This window comes from Streptacidiphilus monticola (assembly GCF_042658505.1).
Classification (GTDB): Bacteria; Actinomycetota; Actinomycetes; order Streptomycetales; family Streptomycetaceae; genus Streptacidiphilus; species Streptacidiphilus monticola.
Genome location: NZ_JBHSQJ010000109.1, coordinates 1 through 17,758 on the forward strand (window position 1 = coordinate 1; position 17,758 = coordinate 17,758).

Below are 17,758 nucleotides of genomic sequence, written 5' to 3' on the forward strand. Positions count from 1 at the left end.
GGAGACGTAGTACTCGTTGCTCGCGCAGCCGTGCACCAGATAGGCCGACTTCCAGGAGTCGTACTGCTTCTGCACGGCGGCGTCGCGCGACGCCTGCGAGGCGGAGGGCAACACGCCCTGGGCGTAGGTGACATGGGCGGGGAAGGGGTGCGCTGCGGTGGCGGCGTGCGCGGTGCCCACGGCGGCGGTCGCGGTGAGCCCGAAGCCGAGACACGCGGTCGCGGCCGTGCCGGCCAGCCACCGGCCGAGGGGGTGGTGCCTGTGCGACATCATCTGGTCTCCAGAGGGAGGAGCTGCCGATGGTGCTTCTTGGTTAGGAAACTTTCCTAATCGAGCGTGCACTCGTCAACCCCTCGAGCACAGGAATCTCCCAGGAGCCCTACCGGCCGCCGGTCCGCCGGTCGAAGACCTGGGGGCGGGCGACCCGCAGGGCGGTCGCGATGGCACCCAACAGGACGGCGTCGTCGCCGAGTTGGCTGGGCGCCAGGGTGGGGCGCAGCGGAGTCAGGCGCTCCATCCCGTCCCGGACCGTGGTCAGCAGCAGGTCCGCGCTGTGACCCACTCCGCCGCCGAGGACGACCAGGTCCGGGTCGAGGACGGCGGACACGCCCGCGACAACCAGGGCGAGCCGCTCGCCCTCCTGCCGCACCGCGGCGACGGCGGCCGGATTGCCGGACCGGGCCTCGTCGAAGACCCGCTTCGCCGTCAGCCGTCCCGCGAGGCCGCCCTCCCTCGCGGCCCGGACCACGGCGTCCGCCGAGACCGCCTCCTCCAGCGCCCCCCGTCGCGGGGGCTCGGCGAGCCCGTCGGAGGCGCCCAACGACAGTGGCAGGAAGCCGACTTCACCCGCAGCGCCGTGCGCACCGGTGAACAGCTCGCCCCGCGCGACGATGCCGACGCCCAAGCCGGTGCCGACCAGTACATAGACGAACAGCCGGCTGCCCCGCCCGGCGCCGAAGGCGTACTCCCCCAGTGCGGCCAGGTTGGCGTCGTTGTGCACGGACAGCTCGACGCCGCCGCCCAGTTGCTCGCCGATCCGGTCGACCAGACCCGCCCGCCCCCAGCCGGGCAGGTTGACCGCGTAGTGGACCCGGCCGTCCTCCGGATCGAAGACTCCGGGAGAGCCGACGGCCGCGTGGACCACGCGGTCCATCGGCACCTCGGCCGACTCGACGACCTGCCGTGCCGCCCGGGCGGCGGCGTCGGCGACCGCCGTGGCGGGGCGCCCGGCGTTCGGCAGGTCGATCCGGGCCAGCACCTCCCCCGACAGGTCCGCGACCGCCGCGCGCAGCCGGGCCCGGCCGATGTCGATGCCGAGGACGTATCCGGCGGTGGGATCCGGCTCGTAGAGGACGGCCGTGCGACCCCGCTCGGGAACCAGGGTGCCGGCCTCGCGGACCAGTCCGTGCTCCTCGAGCGCGGCCAGCGCGCTGGAGACGGTGGGCTTGGACAGGCCGGTGTCGCGCGCGAGTTGGGCCCGAGAGGCGGGGCCGGCGGCGCGCAGGTGCTCCAGCAGCAGCCACTCGTTGTTGCTGCGCAGGCGCTGCCGGTTCCAGGGCTGCTCGTCCACGGTCCTCCGCTCGGTTCGTCCGTCCCGGGCCCCACTGTAGGCAATCGCCGGACGTCTTCCTTGACCGGACGTCTTGACGATCTTAGTAAAGATATTTAACTTTACTTCCACTCCCTCTCTCCTCGCCCCCGCGGAGGCAGCCGTGTCCGACGACGCAGCAGGACTGTCCAGAAGGGTCGGCCTGTTCCAGGCGACCGCGATCAACATGAGCCAGATGTGCGGCATCGGGCCGTTCGTGACGATCCCGCTGATGGTCGCGGCCTTCGGCGGCCCTCAGGCCGTCATCGGCTGGATCGTCGGCGCCCTGCTCGCCCTCGCCGACGGTCTGGTCTGGGCCGAGCTGGGCGCCTCACTGCCCGGCTCCGGCGGCACCTACGTCTATCTGCGCGAGGCCTTCCAGTACCGGACCGGCCGGCTGATGCCGTTCCTGTTCGTCTGGACCGCGATGCTGTTCATCCCGCTCATCATGTCGACGGGCGTTCAGGGCCTGGTGCAGTACCTCGGCTACCTGTGGCCGGGCATGACGACCGGTCAGGGCGACCTCGTCGGCCTCGGCGTCTGCGCCCTCGTCGTACTGCTGCTGTGGCGGCGGGTCGAGAACATCGGCAGGATCACCGTCGCGATGTGGGCGGTGATGATCGTCTCCGTATGGGCGGTCATCCTCGCGGCGTTCACCCACTTCCACCCGTCACTGGCGTTCACCTGGCCCGCGCACGCCGTCGAACTCACCCACGGATCCTTCTGGTTGGGCTTCGCGTCCGGGCTGACCATCGGCATCTACGACTACCTCGGCTACAACACCACCGCCTACCTCGGCGCCGAGGTGAAGGACCCGGGCCGGGTGCTGCCGCGCTCGATCGTCTACGCGATCGTCGCCATCATGGGCATCTACCTGCTGCTGCAGGTGGGCGTGCTGGGCGTGGTGCACTGGCAGGACATGCTCGACCCGAACAACGTCGCCTCCAAGTCGGTTGCGTCGGCGGTCCTGGAGAAGACCCTCGGCAAGGGCGCGGCGGACACGGTGACGGTGCTCATCCTGATCACGGCCTTCGCCTCGGTCTTCACCGGGCTGCTGGGCGGCTCCCGGGTGCCGTTCGACGCGGCACGGGACGGGGTCTTCTTCAAGTCCTTCGGCCGGCTGCACCCGAGGCACCGCTTCCCCGTGCTGGGCCTGGTGACCATGGGCGTGGTGACCGCCGCCGGCTTCCTGCTGGCGCGGCACGTGGGCAGTTCGGCCGCCCACCCGCCGCTCTCGGTGCTGATCACATTGCTGACCACGGTCATGGTGATCGTGCAGGCGCTGGCGCAGATCGCGGCGGTGAGCGTGCTGCGGCGACGGCAGCCGGGACTGCGGCGGCCGTACCGGATGCTGCTCTACCCGCTGCCGAGCGTGGTCGCCGGGATCGGGTGGCTGGTGATCTACGGCTACGCCGACAAGGCCAACCCCGGCGTCCACCCGATCGAGTGGTCGCTGGTCTGGGTCGCCCTCGGCGCGGTCGCCTACCTGATCTGGTCGCGGGTCGAGAAGACCTGGCCCTTCGGCCCGAAGGAGATCCGCGAGGAGTACCTGGCCGCCCAGCGGGCCGAACCGGTCGCCTCAGCGAACTGACCGCCAGCGCAACGTCGTTCCCCCGCCCGGCACCGCCGGTCCTGCCGGATCGGCCCACCTCTCCGGTGCCGGGCGGGCCGTCCTCGAGGACCCCTTCATGGTCGCTGATCCCTCCCGCTCGGTCATCGGTGTCGACTTCGGCGGAACCAAGACCGAGATCGCCCTCGCCGACCTGGAGGGCCGTGTCCTGGCCCGCGAGCGGCTCGACACCCGCGCCGAGCGCGGGCCGGACCAGGTCCTGGAGCGGACGGCGGTGGCGGTACGGGGGCTGGAGGCCTTCCCGGCGGGACTTCGGACGGACCGTCAGCAGTTGGGCGGCCGTCGCCCCGGGCGTCATCCGGCCCGACCGGATCCTGCTGACGCCCAACCTCCCCGGCTGGGAGGGCCTGGCCCTCGCCGACCGGCTCGCCGGCGAGTTCGGCGTCCCCGCCGTCGCCGTCGCCAACGACGTCCGGGCCGGGGCACTCGCCGAGGCGCGCCTCGGGGCGCTGCGAGGCGCCGACCTCGGGTTGTACGTGAGCCTGGGGACCGGCATCGCCGCGGCGATCGTCGTGGGCGGGCAGGTCCTGGCCGGGGCGCACCAGGCCGCCGGGGAGATCGGCTACATGGACCCGGGCGGGGCTCCCGCCGGTGCAGTCGCCGCCGGTCGCGCGCCCCTGGAGGAGGCGGTGGCCGGCAAGGGGCTGGGCGAGCGCGCCAGCGCCCTGCTGGGCGAGGAGGTGACGGCGGATCAGCTGTTCGGCCGGACCGACACCGCCGCCCGGGAGCTGGTCGCGGCCGCGCTGGAGCTGCTGGCCGCGGCGCTGGGGAACCTCTGCGTCTTCGCCGACCCCGAGCGGATCGTGCTCGGCGGCGGCATGATGGCCGCCGCCGGGACCGTGGTGCCCGCGCTGACGCGCTCGCTCGCCGCCCGGGTGCCCTTCCCCCCGGAGGTCCGCCCCGCCCGGTTTCTGCGGGACGCCTCGCTGCATGGGGCCGTGGCCCTCGCGCTGGAGGGGACGGCCTCCGGGGGCAGGATCCCGCAGGCCAGGTGACTTGGGTGGACCCGGTAGTAGGTCACGATCGGGGCGGTCGCCGGCAGTAGGACGGACGCGGGGCGGGGGCCGCTTTGCCGGCCGTCGGCGCGGTGATCAGGGCGAGCGCGGCGAGCGCGCCGGCGAGGGCGAGGTTGCGCGGACGTCGTGGCAAGGTGACCTCCGACCCGGAGTACAGTAAGGGAACTTTACTTAATCGGTACGGTACTGCCTTGGCGGATGCCCGTGAATGAGCCGGTGCGGCCGCCGGAGTCCACCGCTGCCCGCGGACCGGGCAGGCAACGCCTAGACTGCATCCCGCACTTGATCGACTGTCAGCCAGCAGGCCAGGCCACGAGGGGTGGGCGGATGTCGGAAGCGGACGGCGGCACGCGGGGGTTCGACCCGGACGTGCCCAGCACGGCACGGATCTACGACTACATCCTCGGCGGCAAGGACAACTTCGCCGCGGACCGGGCCGCGGCGGAGAACCTGATGGCGCTCCAGCCCAGCACCCGCGAGCTGGCACAGGCGAACCGCCGGTTCCTGGTGCGCGCGGTTGAGCTGCTCGCGCGGAGCGGCATCCGCCAGTTCGTGGATGTCGGGGCCGGCATCCCGACCAGCCCCAACGTCCACGAGATCGTCCGCCGGCACCAACCCGACGCGCGGGTGGTGTACGTGGACAACGACCCCGTGGTGCTCGCGCACACGCGAGCGCTGCGCGCGGACGTCGGTGTCAGCGCCGTGGACGGCGACCTGCGGCGGCCGGAGCAGGTCCTCGACGACCCGGAGCTGCAGAAGGCCGTCGACTTCTCCGAGCCGGTGGGGCTGCTGCTGGTCTCGGTGCTGCACTTCGTGCGCCGCGAGGAGGACCCGGCCGCGCTGATCCGCCGTTACACGCAGCGCCTGGCCCCGGGCAGCTACCTGGCGCTCTCCATCGCCTCGGCGGGCACGCTGCCTCCGGAGGAGGTGGCAAAGGCCGAGGCCGTCTACGCCAACGCGTCCTCGCCGCTGACCCTTCATTCCCCGGCCGCCGTGGCGGAGTGGCTCGCGGGCTACGAGCTGCTGGAGCCCGGGCTGGTCCCGACGGTCAAGTGGCGTGCGGACGAACCGGAACCGGCCACGCTGGGCTCCGCGCTGGCGGCCGTGGTCCGCATCCCCTGACCCACGCGCTCGCGGGGGCGAGAGGCCAGCCCCGGCGCGGGCAGGGGGTGGTCCCCCGGGCCGCCGCGGCTCGGGGGGACCAAGCCCAGGGGGCAATGGTTCCCGGCCGCCCGGGCGGCCGCCGTGCCCAGGACCCAGCGGGCCCCAACGCGGCCTGGCCCGTGGACGACTGGCCGCCCGCCCCGGAGCGGCCGCGGGGGCGACCCAAACCAGCGGCCGGGCAGCCGCCCGACGCGCCCCAAGGGCCCCAACGCCGCCTGGCCAGCGGACGGATGGACGCCCGCCCCGGAGCGGCCGCGGGGGCGACCCAAACCAGCGGCCGGGCAGCCGCCCGACGCGCCCCAAGGGCCCCAACGCCGCCTGGCCAGCGGACGGATGGACGCCCGCCCCGGAGCGGCCGCGGTGCGACCCAAACCAACGGCCGGGCAGCCGCCCGCCGCGCCCTGAGGGCCCCAACACGGCCTGGCCAATGGACAGCTGGACGCCCGCGCCCCGGAGCGGCCGCGGGGGCGACCCAAACCAGCGGCCGGGCAGCCGCCCGACGCGCCCCAAGGGCCCCAACGCCGCCTGGCCAGCGGACGGATGGCCGCCCGCGCCCGCAGGGGCCGGGGTGCGGTGGAGTCAGGGGGCGGAGGGTCAGGGCTCGGCAGGGGAGGCCGGCGGGCGCCTGCTCGGGCGGTGCGCTGGCGCCGTATACGCCGGTGCCCCGGCGGGCCCTCGCGGGCCGACCGGGGCACACGGTCGCGGGTGACGCCCAGGGAGACTCGGGGAGCCTCAGGCGACGTCGAAGCGGTCCAGGTCCATGACCTTGGCCCAGGCCGAGACGAAGTCCCGGACGAACTTCTCCTTGGCGTCGTCGCTGGCGTAGACCTCGGCGAGGGCGCGCAGTTCGGAGTTGGAGCCGAAGACCAGGTCGGCCCGGCTGCCGGTCCACTTCACCTGGCCGGAGGCGTCCCGGCCCTCGAAGGTGCTGGTGTCGCCGTCGGCCAGCGGCTTCCAGGTCGTGCCCAGGTCGAGCAGGTTGACGAAGAAGTCGTTGGTCAGCACGCCCGGGGTCTCGGTGAAGACGCCCAGCGAGGACTGCTGGTGGTTGGCGCCCAGCACGCGCAGGCCGCCGACCAGGACGGTCATCTCCGGCGCGCTCAGCGTGAGCAGGTTGGCCTTGTCGAGCAGCAGGTACTCGGCCGGCAGGCGGTTGCCCTTGCCCACGTAGTTGCGGAAGCCGTCCGCCGTGGGCTCCAGCGCCGCGAAGGACTCGACGTCGGTCTGCTCCTGCGAGGCGTCGGCGCGGCCCGGGGTGAACGGGACCTCGACGGTCACGCCGCCGGCCTTGGCGGCCTTCTCCACCGCGGCGCCGCCGGCCAGCACGATCAGGTCGGCCAGCGAGATCTGCTTGCCGCCGCTCTGCGCGGAGTTGAAGGACTGCTGGATGCCCTCCAGCACCCGCAGCACGTGCGCGAGCTGGTCCGGGTCGTTGACCTCCCAGCTGCTCTGCGGCTGCAGCCGGATCCGGGCGCCGTTGGCGCCGCCGCGCTTGTCGCTGCCGCGGAAGGTGGACGCCGAGGCCCAGGCGGTGGAGACGAGCTGAGCGACCGTCAGGCCGGAGGCGAGGACCTGCTCCTTGAGCGAGGCGACGTCGGCCGCGTCCACCAGCGGGTGGGTCACCGGGGGCAGCGGGTCCTGCCAGAGCAGCACCTCGGTCGGCACCTCCGGGCCCAGGTAGCGGACGACCGGGCCCATGTCACGGTGCGTCAGCTTGAACCAGGCCCGGGCGAAGGCGTCCGCGAACTCCTGCGGGTTCTCCAGGAAGCGGCGCGAGATCGGCTCGTAGACCGGGTCGAAGCGCAGCGACAGGTCGGTGGTGAGCATGGTCGGGGCGTGGCGCTTGGACGGGTCGTGCGCGTCCGGCACCGTGCCCGCGCCCGCGCCGTCCTTCGGACGCCACTGGAACGCGCCGGCCGGGCTCTTGAACAGCTCCCACTCGTAGCCGAAGAGGATCTCGAAGAAGGAGTTGTCCCAGGTGGTGGGCGTGTTGGTCCAGATGCCCTCGAGGCCGCTGGTGATCGTGTCGCCGCCCTTGCCGGTGCCGAAACTGTTCTTCCAGCCCAGCCCCTGCTGCTCCAGCGGGGCGTCCTCGGGGTCCGCGCCGACGTTGTCGGCGGGGCCGGCGCCGTGGGTCTTGCCGAAGGTGTGGCCGCCGGCGATGAGGGCGACGGTCTCCTCGTCGTTCATGGCCATCCGGCGGAAGGTCTCGCGGATGTCGCGGGCCGCCGCGATCGGGTCCGGGTTGCCGTTCGGGCCTTCGGGGTTGACGTAGATGAGGCCCATCTGCACGGCGCCGAGCGGGCTCTCCAGCTGGCGGTCGCCGGTGTACCGGGCGTCGCCGAGCCAGGTGGTCTCCGGGCCCCAGTAGACGTCCTCCTCCGGCTCCCAGACGTCCTCGCGGCCGCCGCCGAAGCCGAAGGTCTGGAAGCCCATGGTCTCCAGCGCGACGTTGCCGGCCAGGATCATCAGGTCGGCCCAGGACAGGCTCTTGCCGTACTTCTTCTTGACCGGCCACAGCAGGCGGCGGGCCTTGTCCAGGTTGGCGTTGTCCGGCCAGCTGTTGAGCGGCGCGAAGCGCTGCTGGCCGGCCCCGGCGCCGCCGCGGCCGTCGCTGATCCGGTAGGTGCCGGCGCTGTGCCAGGCCATCCGGATGATGAAGGGGCCGTAGTGGCCGAAGTCGGCGGGCCACCAGTCCTGCGACGTGGTCAGGACCTCGGCGATGTCCTGCTTCACGGCGGGCAGGTCGAGGCTCTTGAAGGCCGCGGCGTAGTCGAAGTCCTCGCCGAGCGGGTTGGCGACGGCGGGGTTCTTGGCCAGGATCTTCAGGTTGAGCCGTTCGGGCCACCACTGGCGGTTTCCGCCGCCCTGCGTCGGGTGCAGCGCCCGTCCGTGCGCGACCGGGCAGCCACCGCCCTCCGTCTTCGCGTCGGTGACGAGTGCGTCGGGGTTCTCGGGCACAGACATGGGATTCCTTCCGGGCCGGGCCGATCTCGGTGCTCTGGGGACTGCGGACGAGGGGACAGTCGGGCCAGGGGCCATCCGACCACCGTTCGGCCGCTGCGGCGACACGACACGCCTCACCAGCCCGGACGGGGACGTCCTGCCCCTTTGCTATCGTCGGAACCGATCCTACGATGGACACTGTCTAAGTCAAGAACGAACCCAGTGAGAACCGGCAGTGCCCGCCCGAACCGGACAGTGGAGCGATCGTGAGTGACCTGCTGCAGCGCCTGCGCGAGCGCGGCTGGCGGATGACCTCCCAACGGCGTGTCGTCGCGGAGGTCCTCGACGGCGAACACGTGCACCTGACCGCCGACGAGGTGCACGCCCGCGCGGCCCGGCGGCTGCCGGAGATCTCCCGTGCCACCGTCTACAACACGCTGGGCGAACTGGTCGCCCTCGGCGAAGTCACCGAGGTGGCCACCGACGGCCGCGCCCGCCGCTACGACCCCAACGGGCACCGGCCGCACCACCACCTGGTCTGCGCCTCCTGCGGCACCATCCGCGACGTCCAGCCGGCGGGCGACCCGCTGGCCGGGCTGCCGGTGGAGCAGCGCTTCGGCTTCACCGTCACCGAGGCCGAGGTCACCTACCGCGGGCTGTGTCCGGACTGCGCGACGGCGGCCGAGTCCCCGGCCGCGGTGGAGGGCTGACGACGCGTCACGGGGCCGGTGCGGTCGTCAGTGGAGGGCTGACGATGCGTCACGGGGCCGGTGCGGTCGTCAACAGCCCCAGCTGAGCAGGCGGGCCGTCTCGACCGCCGACAGGTCCCCGGCCGCGTCCAGCGCTTCGGCCAGCCGGGTGACCGCGGGCCACCGCTCGTCCAGCAGCCGGACGGCGCGCAGTTCCTGCAGCCGGTAGTTCCACGGCCAGGGCGCGTCCCCCGGCCGCTCGTAGGCCAGCTCGACCCCGGCCCGGGCGGCCGCGTGCCGGGCCTGCTCCTGGTCGTCGAGCCCGGCGGCCTCCGCGCACCAGGCGCGGGTCCCGGTGAACAGGCCGGCCCGCTCCAGCCAGAGCAGCTCCGCCTGGACTCCGGCCGCCAGCGAGACCAGCAGACCGGGCAGTTCGACGGGACGGCCGCCCCGGCCGCGGCGCGGAACCAGCTGCGGCCGGGCCCCGCAGTCGGCGCACGCCGCCCCGGACTCCAGTCGTAGCGCGGGCGCCGGCATGCCCTGGGCGCGGCCGACGGCGGCATGCCCCGACGCGTGCACGGCGGCGGCGAGCCGCGCCTGGCCGGGGGTCAGCTCGCGAGCCCCGGCCAGGCAGCAGACGATCTCGCACGGCGGATGGAGCGTGCTGCCCCGGAGGGTGGTCCCACCGGACTCCACGCTGACCCCGTGTCCGTACACCCTGTCCCCCTGCCAGTGGATCTTGGCCGGTGAGTATAGGGCGGACGGGGCAGGTGCTCGCCGACAGGACGTCACGGGGCGCTTCCTGACGGGATGTCAATGTCCCGTCGCACGGCGGATGGCGACCAGCGCGGCGTCGTCGCCGAGGCGGCCGCCGCTGTGGGCGAGCAGGTCGCGGCGCAGGTGGGCGACGAGGGTGTCGGGCGCGCAGGAGGCCCAGCGCGCGGCGCGCTCGGCGAGCGGGTAGAAAGCCCCGTCGCCGCCGCGCGCCTCGGTGACGCCGTCGGTGTAGAGCAGCAGTGTGGCGTCCCCGTCGAAGGCGACGGTGGAGTTGGGGTAGCCGACGCCGGCGAGAGCCTGGACGCCCAGCGGGGGCGCCGCCTCGTCACCGTCGAGCGCGACCGCGGTGCCGTGGCGCAGCAGCAGCGGGGGCGGGTGGCCGCAGTTGGTGATCCTGGCGACGGGTTCGGCGTCCGGGAGATCCAGCAGCAGCGCGGTGATGAAGTGCTCGCCCGTCTCGTCGCCGGTCTCGGCGAAGTCGACGAGGTAGCGCTGCACATGACGGTCCAGCAGCCGGGCCAGCTCGGTCAGCGACGCGGCCTGGCCCGCGACCAGCCGGAACGCGCTGAGCAGCAGCGCGGCCTCGCCGACCGCGGCGAGGCCCTTGCCCCGCACGTCCCCGACCAGGATCCGGGTTCCGGCCCCGGCCCGGGTCGCCGTGTAGAGGTCGCCGCCGATCTGGGTCTCGTCCTCGGCCGCGAGGTAGGCCGAGGCGATGTGCAGCGGCCCGATGCGTTCCGGCAGCGGTCTCAGCAGGGCGCGCTGGGCGGCCTCGGCCACGGACTGGGCCCGGGCCAGCCTGCGGCTGTGGCGTTCGCGGACCACCGTGAAGACGTAGATCAGGACGGACAGCGCGGCGACCGCGCCGATCTGGGCCATGTGGTTGGCGGTGGCGAGCCCCCCGTGCACGGCCGCGATGAACACCTGGGCGGCGACCGCCAGGGCCCCGACCGCGGCCGTGGTCCGGGGACCGGCGAAGGACGGGGTCAACGCGGGTGCGATCACCAGCAGCGGTCCCAGGTGGATGCTGGTCGGCGACTGGACGTCGATCACGACGATCAGCACGATCAACGCGATCGGCAGGAGCACCAGCGCCCAGCTCGGCCGCCACGGCCGGCCGCCGCCCCCACGCTCGCGCACACCCATGCCCCCACTGTGCGGCCCGTCCCGGTCGCGTGCATCCGAGGGAGCGCGCCTCCCGGCTGACGCGCCGTCAGGCGCCGCCGTGCCCCGGTGCCGCCGCCTCGGGCGGGTGGTCGACGCCGGGGCACGGTGCGGTCGGCACAGCGCGTCCGCTCAGGTGGCGGGACGCCTGCCGTGGTTGGCTCCGTGCTTGCGACGGGCCTTCTTCCTGCGGCGACGCTTGGACGACATGGCTCCTCCTCTCGGCGTACTGCCTGCCCCACCAGCTTCCGGCCGGTCGTCCCGGCCCGCGACCGCCAGGGCCTGTCCGGCGGATCTTCCCGGGCCCGCGTCGCTCGCCCACCTTTCGGGCGGGAGGGTGCCCCCAGGCACGGCCTCCCCCCAACCTCCGGCGGGAGGTGCCCCACCCTGCGTTGGCGAAACGCCCAGGTGCGTCCCGTACGAGGGCGCTCCGCCGCCTTGGATCCGGCCACACCCGGCACCACCTCCCGCCCGAAGGGTGTGGGGGGGGGGACCGGCGCGGGCTGATCCGGCAAGATCCGCCGGACAGGCCCTGAGTCGCACTGCTACGCTCCGAAAACACCTGTCCTGAGGCTTTTGTCCAGGGAGCAGCCATGAGCAGTGAACCCGAGCCCATCAGCACCGAGGCCCGGCGGGCGATCGAGGCGGAACTCGACGGCCTCAAGGCCGAACGGCGGGCCGTCGCGGGCACCTTGGGCAGCACGGACGCGACGGGCGACGCCGCCGACCAGGCCGACGAGCTGCAGCGCGCCACCGACGTCGCCCGGCTCGACTCGCGCATCGCCGAGCTCGAGCTGCGGCTGCGCCAGGCGGCGGAAGCGGGGGCCCCGCGCACGGACGAGGTCGGCGTGGGCAGCACGGTCACCGTCCGCTACTCCGACGGCGTCGTCGAGACGGTCGCCATCGGCGAGTTGGCGGAGGGCCTGGACCACACCCTGGTGACCGCGGACAGCCCGCTGGGCCTGGCGCTGCTCGGCCGCCGGGCCGGGGAGGCCGTGCAGTACGAGACGCCTGGCGGCCCGGCGGGAGCCGAGATCCTGTCCATCGGCGAGACCGCGGGCGAGGGCGACGGCGGCTGATCGCCGGGAGGATCGGAGGGAGTAGCCGGGGCCCGGTCGGGCAAGGGAGTGGGATTCGGCGCGGACTGCATACGCGCGACGCGGGATGCGCATGGTGCATGAGTGAAAAGTGGCCTTCCGTCCAGATCCTGACGGATTGTCACCTCCCTCTCCCCCACCCGAGGAGCCCGCATGAGGAGAAGAAACGCCCTGACCGCCGCTCTGAGCACCGCCGCGCTGGCGGGTGCGCTGAGTCTCGCCGCCCCGCAGGGGGCGCTCGCGGCGGGCGGCCACCGGTCCGGGTCCGACGTGACCGTCGTGGCCGAGCACCTGGGCAACCCCCGTGGCCTGTCGGTGGCCCCGGACGGCGGCCTGTACCTGGCCGAGGCAGGGTCCGGCGGCAGCGTCTGCGTTCCCGGCGGTGAGGCCGGCAGCACCTGCGTCGGGCTGACCGGCTCGTTCGACAAGGTGGGGCGCAACGGCTCCGTCAGGCGCATCGTCACCGGCCTGATCTCCGCCTCCGGTCCGGGCGGTGTCGGGGCCGAGGGCGCGGTGTCCGTGTCCCGCGGCCGGGACGGCTCCTTCTTCGGCCTCTTCGGCCTCAACACCCACGAGGTGCCGCCCAAGGGCGCGATCCCGAACAACCTGCGCAACGCCGCGCTGCGCGAACTCGGCCGCCTGGTCCAGGTCGACCGGCACGGCCGGATGCGCACCCTCTCCAACGTAGGGGACCAGGACTGGACCTGGACCTCCACCCGGGTGCACCTGGCGCCGCATGACTTCCCGGACGCCAACCCCAACGCGGTGCTGGCCTCCGAGGGCCACCTCTACGTCGCGGACGCCGGGGCCAACGTGCTGACCGAGGTGAAGCGCGGCGGCAAGGCGGTGGTGCGGGACTTCTTCCCGGTCCCCAAGGGTTCGCCGAGCGACGCCGTGCCCACCTGCGTCAGCCGGGGTCCCGACGGCGCCCTGTACGTGGGCGAGTTGCTGGGCGGCAACCCCGCCCCCGGCCACGCCCGCATCTGGCGCATCGCGGCCGGCCACCGGCCGACCGTCTGGGCCACCGGCCTGACCACCGTCCAGGGCTGCGGCTTCGGTCCCGACGGCGCGTTCTACGCCACGGAGTTCCAGACCGCCGGCCTCAACCCCACCCCCAGCGGCAACCCCGCCGGCGACGTGGTGCGGATCGACCGCAACGGCCACCGGACCCGTCTGGGCGTCGGGAAGCTCTTCTTCCCCTCGGGCCTGGCGGTCGGCCGCGACGGCGCCGTCTACGTGTCCAACTGCAGCATCGCCCCGGTCTCCGGCATGGGCCCCGGGCTGTGCTCGACCGGCGGCCAGGTGGTCCGCATCACCTCGGACGACTGCGGCGACACGGCCCGCTCGGTGCCGCTGAGCCGCGACCAGCAGGCGGCCCGCCGCGGCTGACGCCTCGTCGGACCGCCGACGCGCGCGGGGGCCGCGGCCGTGCTCCGCTGGTACCGCGGCCCCCTCTCCGGCAGTGCGCCCGCGGCCTGCCATCCGCAAGGAGCGAGAACATGTCCCACCACCTCAGCGGCCCGAACCTGCGCTCGCCCAAGGGCGACGCGCGGCTCGACCTGACGGACCTCTTCGTCTTCCTGGCGGCCGATCCCGGCCGGACCGTGCTGATCATGAACGTCAACCCGTTCGCCCCTACCCAGGGCGAGTTCTTCCACCCCGACGCCGTCTACCGCATCAACATCGACACCGACGGGGACCACCGCGCGGATCTCGCCTACAGCTTCACCTTCTCCGAGCCGGCGGACGGCCACCAGACCGCGACCGTGCACCGGGCCCAAGGAGCCCAGGCACAGCAGCACGACGCGGGCGGCCAGGTCGTCGTGTCCGAGGCGGCCGTGGACCTCGGGCACCGGCCGAGCCTGGTGCAGAGCGGCGGCTACCGCTTCTTCGCGGGGCTGCGCAGCGACCCGTTCTTCGCCGACCTGGACGGCATCGTCAACGACTTCCAGTGGACGGGGCGGGACTTCGGCATCGACAAGAACGTCTTCGGCATCGTCCTCGAGGTGGACGACGGCGAGCTCGGCGAGGGTCCCGTCGGCGTGTGGGCACGGGTGAGCCTGCGTCAGAACGGCGGCCTGCTCTCCGTGGACCGGGGGGCGCATCCCTCCCTCACGGCCTACTTCAACGCCGAGGACGTCAAGGAGAAGTACAACGCGGGCGAACCGGCGGACGACTGGGACACCTACAAGGACGCCTGGGCAGCCGTCCTCGCGCACACCGGCGGCTACTCCGCCGCGGAGGCGGAGCAGGCCCTGCGGACGGTGCTCCCCGACGTCCTGCGCTACGACCGCACCGCTCCCGTCGGCTACCCCAACGGGCGCAGGCTGACCGACGACGTGACCTCGGCGCGGCTCGCGATGATCTCCCACGGGAAGATCGACGACGACCACATCCCGCCCCACACCGACCTGCTGACGGTCTTTCCGTACCTGGGCACGCCCCACCCGGTCGGCTGACCGGGGCGGACACGTCGCCGCCGCCGGTCCGGGGTTTCCCTGGACCGGCGGCGGCGACGTGTGACGGACCGTCAGGCGGCGGGGGCGGCCGCCTGGTCCGCCTCACGGGCGGCCTGCCCCGGGGCCGCGACCGGCGGCTTCCCGGCGGGGATGAGCGCGGCGACGGCCGCGGCGACCAGAGCCACGCCGCAGCCGACCACCAGGCCGGCCCGGAAGCCGGACTCGGACGTGAAGGTGTAGCCGCCCATGCTGGTGGTCAGGTGGGCGAGGACCACGCCGACGACGGCTGAGCCGATGGACGTGCCGAGCGAGCGCATCAGGGTGTTGAAGGCGTTGGCCGCGGCGGTCTCGGCGAGCGGAACCGAGCCCATGATCAAGGCCGGCATGGCGCCGTAGGCCAGGCCGACCCCGCTGTTGATCACCATTCCGGCTACCATGATCCCCCACGACCACTCCATCAGCGCGAGCGAGACGCCGTACCCGGCCGCGATCACCAGCACGCCGGAGACCAGGGTGAACTTGGGCCCGCGCGCGTTGGAGAGCTTCCCGCCGAGCGGGGAGACGAACATCATCATCAGGCCGCCGGGCGCCATCCACAGGCCGGCCGCCAGCATCGACTGCCCCAGGCCGTAACCCGTGGCCTTCGGGAACTGCAGCAGCTGAGGCATGATCAGCATGCTGGCGTACATGCCGAATCCGACGAAGACCGAGGCGATGTTCGTCATCAGCACCCGGGGCCGGGCCGTGGTGCGCAGGTCCACCAGCGGGTCGCGGGTGCGCAACTCCCAGGCGCCCCAGGCGCCGAGGACCACGACCGCGCCCGCGAACAGGCCGAGGGTGGTGCCGGAGCCCCAGCCCCAGTCGGCGCCCTTGGAGACCGCGAGCAGCAGGCAGGCGAGTCCCACGCCGAGGCCGAGCGCGCCGTAGAGGTCGAAGCGCTGCCCCTTGGCGCCGGCCGGGACGTCCGGGATCAGGAACCAGATCAGCGTCCCGATCAGCAGCGCGAGGACGGCCGAACTCCAGAACAGGACACGCCAGTTCGCGTACTGCGCGACGGCGGCGGAGATCGGCAGCCCGAGGCCGCCGCCGATGCCCATGGAAGCGCTGACCAGAGCGATCGACGAGCTGAGCCTCTCGGTCGGGACGACGTCGCGCAGCAGCGCGATGCCGAGCGGGATGATGCCCATGCCCATGCCCTGCAGTCCGCGTCCGACGATCATCGGGACGACGGAGGAGGCCAGGGCGCACACCACGGAGCCGGCGACCAGCGGGACCGCGCAGGCCAGCAGCATCCGCCGCTTGCCCAGCAGGTCGCCCAGCCGGCCCGAGATCGGCACGCAGATGGCGCCGGCGACCAGGGTCACCGTGATCACCCATGCGGCGTTCGACGAACTGGTGTGCAGGATCCGCGGCAGTTCCGCGATCAGCGGGGTGACCAGCGTCTGCATGATCGCGGCCACGGTGCCCGCGAGGGCGAGAGTGGTGACCACTCCGCCCGTGCGGGCCGAGAGGGGTTGGGCTTCCATACGGGCTTCCTTGGCTGGCGGAGGGGTGGAGCGTCGTCGTCGGTCGTTGTGCATGCTACACATGAAGTGCGTCATGCACATCATGTGCCGGGTGCACAATTGCGGCAGGGCAGCGGGAGCGGGATCAGCGCAGGAGGTCGGACGGCGGATGAGCAGGCCCACGTACCAGGTCGAGTACGAGCAGATGCTGCTCGGCCGCTATGCGCTCGCCAGCCACCGCACGGCACGGCTGGAGCGCAGCGCCTACATCCTGCTCAGCCGCATCGGCATGCAGGGACCCATGACGATCGGGGAGTTGAGCGACGCGTTCGGCCTCGACACCTCCACCGTGAACCGGCAGACCGCCGCCGCCACCCGCGCCGGGCTTCTGGAGCGGATCCCGGACCCCGCCGGGAGCATCGCCCGCAGGTTCCGCCTCACCGAGCGGGGGGCGGCCATCCTGGCCGAGGAGCGTGAGGGCATCGTGGACGCCCTGGACCGGGTGATGCACGACTGGCCGGACGAGGACATCGCCGGGTTCGCCGCCTACCTGCGCCGTTTCAACGCCGGGATCGAGCGCTTGGCCGGCCGCCCGTGGCCGCGACCGGAGGACGGGGCGACCGGCCCCGCGGAGGTCCGGGCCCTGCGCACCTGAGAGGGTCCCTCGGTGCTTCGTCCGACGGCGGGCGGCGGCGGGTGGGGCGAAAGGTGGTGGATCGTCCGATAGGCCGGGACCGGCGCGGACCCGTAGCTTCTGGGCGCATGCGCCTGCGACGTCACGACCGCCACCGGCAGCCGCCCGTCCTCCCGTTCGCGCCGCTGGCCGCCTGGCAGGCGCGGCGGACGCTGGGCCTGGGCGTCGACCAGCTGGCCTGGTCGCTGTCGTACCACGGGGTGCGGGCCACGCCCCACGACGTCGAGGCGTGGGAGGGCGGTCACGCCTGCCCCGACGACGAGCAACTCCTGGCCTTGGCAAGGGCCTTGTGGTGCCCCGTGGCCCTGCTGCTGACCCGCCCGCCGGACTCGCTGCGCGAGTGGCGGCTCTGCCGCGACCTCTCGCGGGCCGAACTGGCCCGCCGACTGCGACTGGCGGAGGACCAGGTGGCCGCGCTGGAGCGCGGCGCGCTCAGCTGGCCCGCCGATCCCGAGCAGACCCAACGCCTGGCAGCGGCGCTGGAGCTGACGCCCCGTGAGCTGGTCGCCGCCACGGGGAACGGGACCCGGCTGGAAGCGGCGCTGCGGCGCGCGGTGGCCGGACGCTGGCGCTCGCTTGCGGACGAGGTGTGGACGCTGGTCCCCACGCTCACGCCGGACATCGTGGCATTCGCCCTGGAGGCCCTCTCCTCCCAGGTCAGCACCGCGCAGTTGCCGTGGGGCTCCAGCCACACCCCCGCTACCGCGCCGTCACCCCCGCCGTCCGGCCCGTCGGCAGGCGGCCAGGAGGCCGAACTGACGGAGCGGTTCTGGACGCTGACGACGGGTGCGCCCTGAGTCCCGGGCGGCAGCCGCATCCGACCGCAGCACGCGGGCCCGACCGGACGGCCGGGTGAACGGAGCGGCAGGCCGGGCGGCGTGGCTCCGGCTCCGGCCGTTCTCGCCGCCCTGGCGCGCACGACCGGTCGGCGCGGCGAGCGGCCCCAGCGGGCGGCATCGCCAGGCGGACGCCAGGGTGCGCGCCTCAGGCGGGCCGGACCGTCCGGGGGCCGAGGACGTCGTCGGCGCC

Annotated in this window: 15 protein-coding genes and 1 pseudogene; 9 read left to right on the plus strand and 7 right to left on the minus strand. The window is 73.6% G+C overall.

Annotated elements, in window-relative coordinates:
* Together ACFP3V_RS24285 and ACFP3V_RS24290 are read right to left on the minus strand one after the other, a co-directional pair.
* Positions 1 to 273: pseudogene (locus ACFP3V_RS24285) on the minus strand (hypothetical protein); the annotation flags it as partial.
* Positions 274 to 379: 106 nt separating this feature from the next.
* Complete coding sequence (locus tag ACFP3V_RS24290) at positions 380 to 1,570, minus strand: ROK family transcriptional regulator (protein WP_380587298.1); 1,191 nt, start codon at positions 1,568 to 1,570, stop codon at positions 380 to 382.
* Between the two features lie 142 nt (positions 1,571 to 1,712).
* Between ACFP3V_RS24290 and ACFP3V_RS24295 the strand changes: the two genes are divergently transcribed.
* The 3 genes from ACFP3V_RS24295 (at position 1,713) to ACFP3V_RS24305 (ending at position 5,356) form a co-directional block, all read left to right on the plus strand.
* Positions 1,713 to 3,179, plus strand: a complete 1,467-nt coding sequence (locus ACFP3V_RS24295; RefSeq protein WP_380587300.1) for an APC family permease — start codon at positions 1,713 to 1,715, stop codon at positions 3,177 to 3,179.
* A 182-nt stretch (positions 3,180 to 3,361) separates the two neighbouring features.
* Complete coding sequence (locus tag ACFP3V_RS24300; RefSeq protein WP_380587303.1) at positions 3,362 to 4,213, plus strand: ROK family protein; 852 nt, start codon at positions 3,362 to 3,364, stop codon at positions 4,211 to 4,213.
* A gap of 348 nt (positions 4,214 to 4,561) precedes the next feature.
* Complete coding sequence (locus ACFP3V_RS24305; protein ID WP_380587306.1) at positions 4,562 to 5,356, plus strand: SAM-dependent methyltransferase; 795 nt, start codon at positions 4,562 to 4,564, stop codon at positions 5,354 to 5,356.
* A gap of 774 nt (positions 5,357 to 6,130) precedes the next feature.
* Here ACFP3V_RS24305 and katG read toward each other — a convergent pair.
* Positions 6,131 to 8,359, minus strand: a complete 2,229-nt coding sequence (gene katG, locus ACFP3V_RS24310; RefSeq protein ID WP_380587332.1) for a catalase/peroxidase HPI — start codon at positions 8,357 to 8,359, stop codon at positions 6,131 to 6,133.
* Between the two features lie 251 nt (positions 8,360 to 8,610).
* On the opposite strand from katG, the gene ACFP3V_RS24315 reads away from it, so the two are divergent.
* Positions 8,611 to 9,054 (plus strand): Fur family transcriptional regulator, encoded by a 444-nt coding sequence (locus ACFP3V_RS24315; RefSeq protein WP_380587309.1) that lies wholly within the window; start codon positions 8,611 to 8,613, stop codon positions 9,052 to 9,054.
* A gap of 69 nt (positions 9,055 to 9,123) precedes the next feature.
* On the opposite strand, the gene ACFP3V_RS24320 is transcribed toward ACFP3V_RS24315, so the two are convergent.
* From ACFP3V_RS24320 to ACFP3V_RS32115, 3 genes are all read right to left on the minus strand, one after another.
* Positions 9,124 to 9,750 carry a hypothetical protein gene (locus tag ACFP3V_RS24320; protein ID WP_380587312.1) on the minus strand — a complete coding sequence of 209 codons (627 nt, stop codon included), beginning with the start codon at positions 9,748 to 9,750 and terminating at the stop codon, positions 9,124 to 9,126.
* Positions 9,751 to 9,846: 96 nt separating this feature from the next.
* A complete protein-coding gene (locus tag ACFP3V_RS24325) occupies positions 9,847 to 10,956 on the minus strand; it encodes a PP2C family protein-serine/threonine phosphatase (RefSeq protein ID WP_380587315.1) in 1,110 nt (369 codons plus the stop codon).
* A 150-nt stretch (positions 10,957 to 11,106) separates the two neighbouring features.
* The gene (locus ACFP3V_RS32115) at positions 11,107 to 11,184 is read right to left on the minus strand and encodes a hypothetical protein (protein ID WP_465270110.1); all 78 of its coding nucleotides are present in this window, start codon (positions 11,182 to 11,184) and stop codon (positions 11,107 to 11,109) included.
* A gap of 383 nt (positions 11,185 to 11,567) precedes the next feature.
* Here ACFP3V_RS32115 and ACFP3V_RS24330 point away from each other — a divergent pair, with 383 nt between their 5' ends.
* From ACFP3V_RS24330 to ACFP3V_RS24340, 3 genes are all read left to right on the plus strand, one after another.
* Positions 11,568 to 12,053: a GreA/GreB family elongation factor gene (locus ACFP3V_RS24330; RefSeq protein ID WP_380587318.1), complete on the plus strand. Its 486-nt coding sequence runs from the start codon at positions 11,568 to 11,570 to the stop codon at positions 12,051 to 12,053.
* 171 nt (positions 12,054 to 12,224) lie between these two features.
* Positions 12,225 to 13,460, plus strand: a complete 1,236-nt coding sequence (locus tag ACFP3V_RS24335) for a ScyD/ScyE family protein (protein ID WP_380587321.1) — start codon at positions 12,225 to 12,227, stop codon at positions 13,458 to 13,460.
* A gap of 110 nt (positions 13,461 to 13,570) precedes the next feature.
* Positions 13,571 to 14,530 (plus strand): DUF4331 family protein, encoded by a 960-nt coding sequence (locus tag ACFP3V_RS24340; RefSeq protein ID WP_380587323.1) that lies wholly within the window; start codon positions 13,571 to 13,573, stop codon positions 14,528 to 14,530.
* Between the two features lie 71 nt (positions 14,531 to 14,601).
* Here ACFP3V_RS24340 and ACFP3V_RS24345 read toward each other — a convergent pair whose 3' ends face one another.
* Positions 14,602 to 16,056 (minus strand): MFS transporter, encoded by a 1,455-nt coding sequence (locus ACFP3V_RS24345; RefSeq protein WP_380587325.1) that lies wholly within the window; start codon positions 16,054 to 16,056, stop codon positions 14,602 to 14,604.
* A 148-nt stretch (positions 16,057 to 16,204) separates the two neighbouring features.
* On the opposite strand from ACFP3V_RS24345, the gene ACFP3V_RS24350 reads away from it, so the two are divergent.
* Both ACFP3V_RS24350 and ACFP3V_RS24355 read left to right on the plus strand, forming a co-directional pair.
* Complete coding sequence (locus ACFP3V_RS24350) at positions 16,205 to 16,690, plus strand: MarR family winged helix-turn-helix transcriptional regulator (RefSeq protein ID WP_380587327.1); 486 nt, start codon at positions 16,205 to 16,207, stop codon at positions 16,688 to 16,690.
* A 107-nt stretch (positions 16,691 to 16,797) separates the two neighbouring features.
* Positions 16,798 to 17,526, plus strand: coding sequence for a hypothetical protein (locus ACFP3V_RS24355; protein ID WP_380587330.1), 729 nt, complete (start codon positions 16,798 to 16,800; stop codon positions 17,524 to 17,526).
* Positions 17,527 to 17,758: the final 232 nt, after the last annotated feature.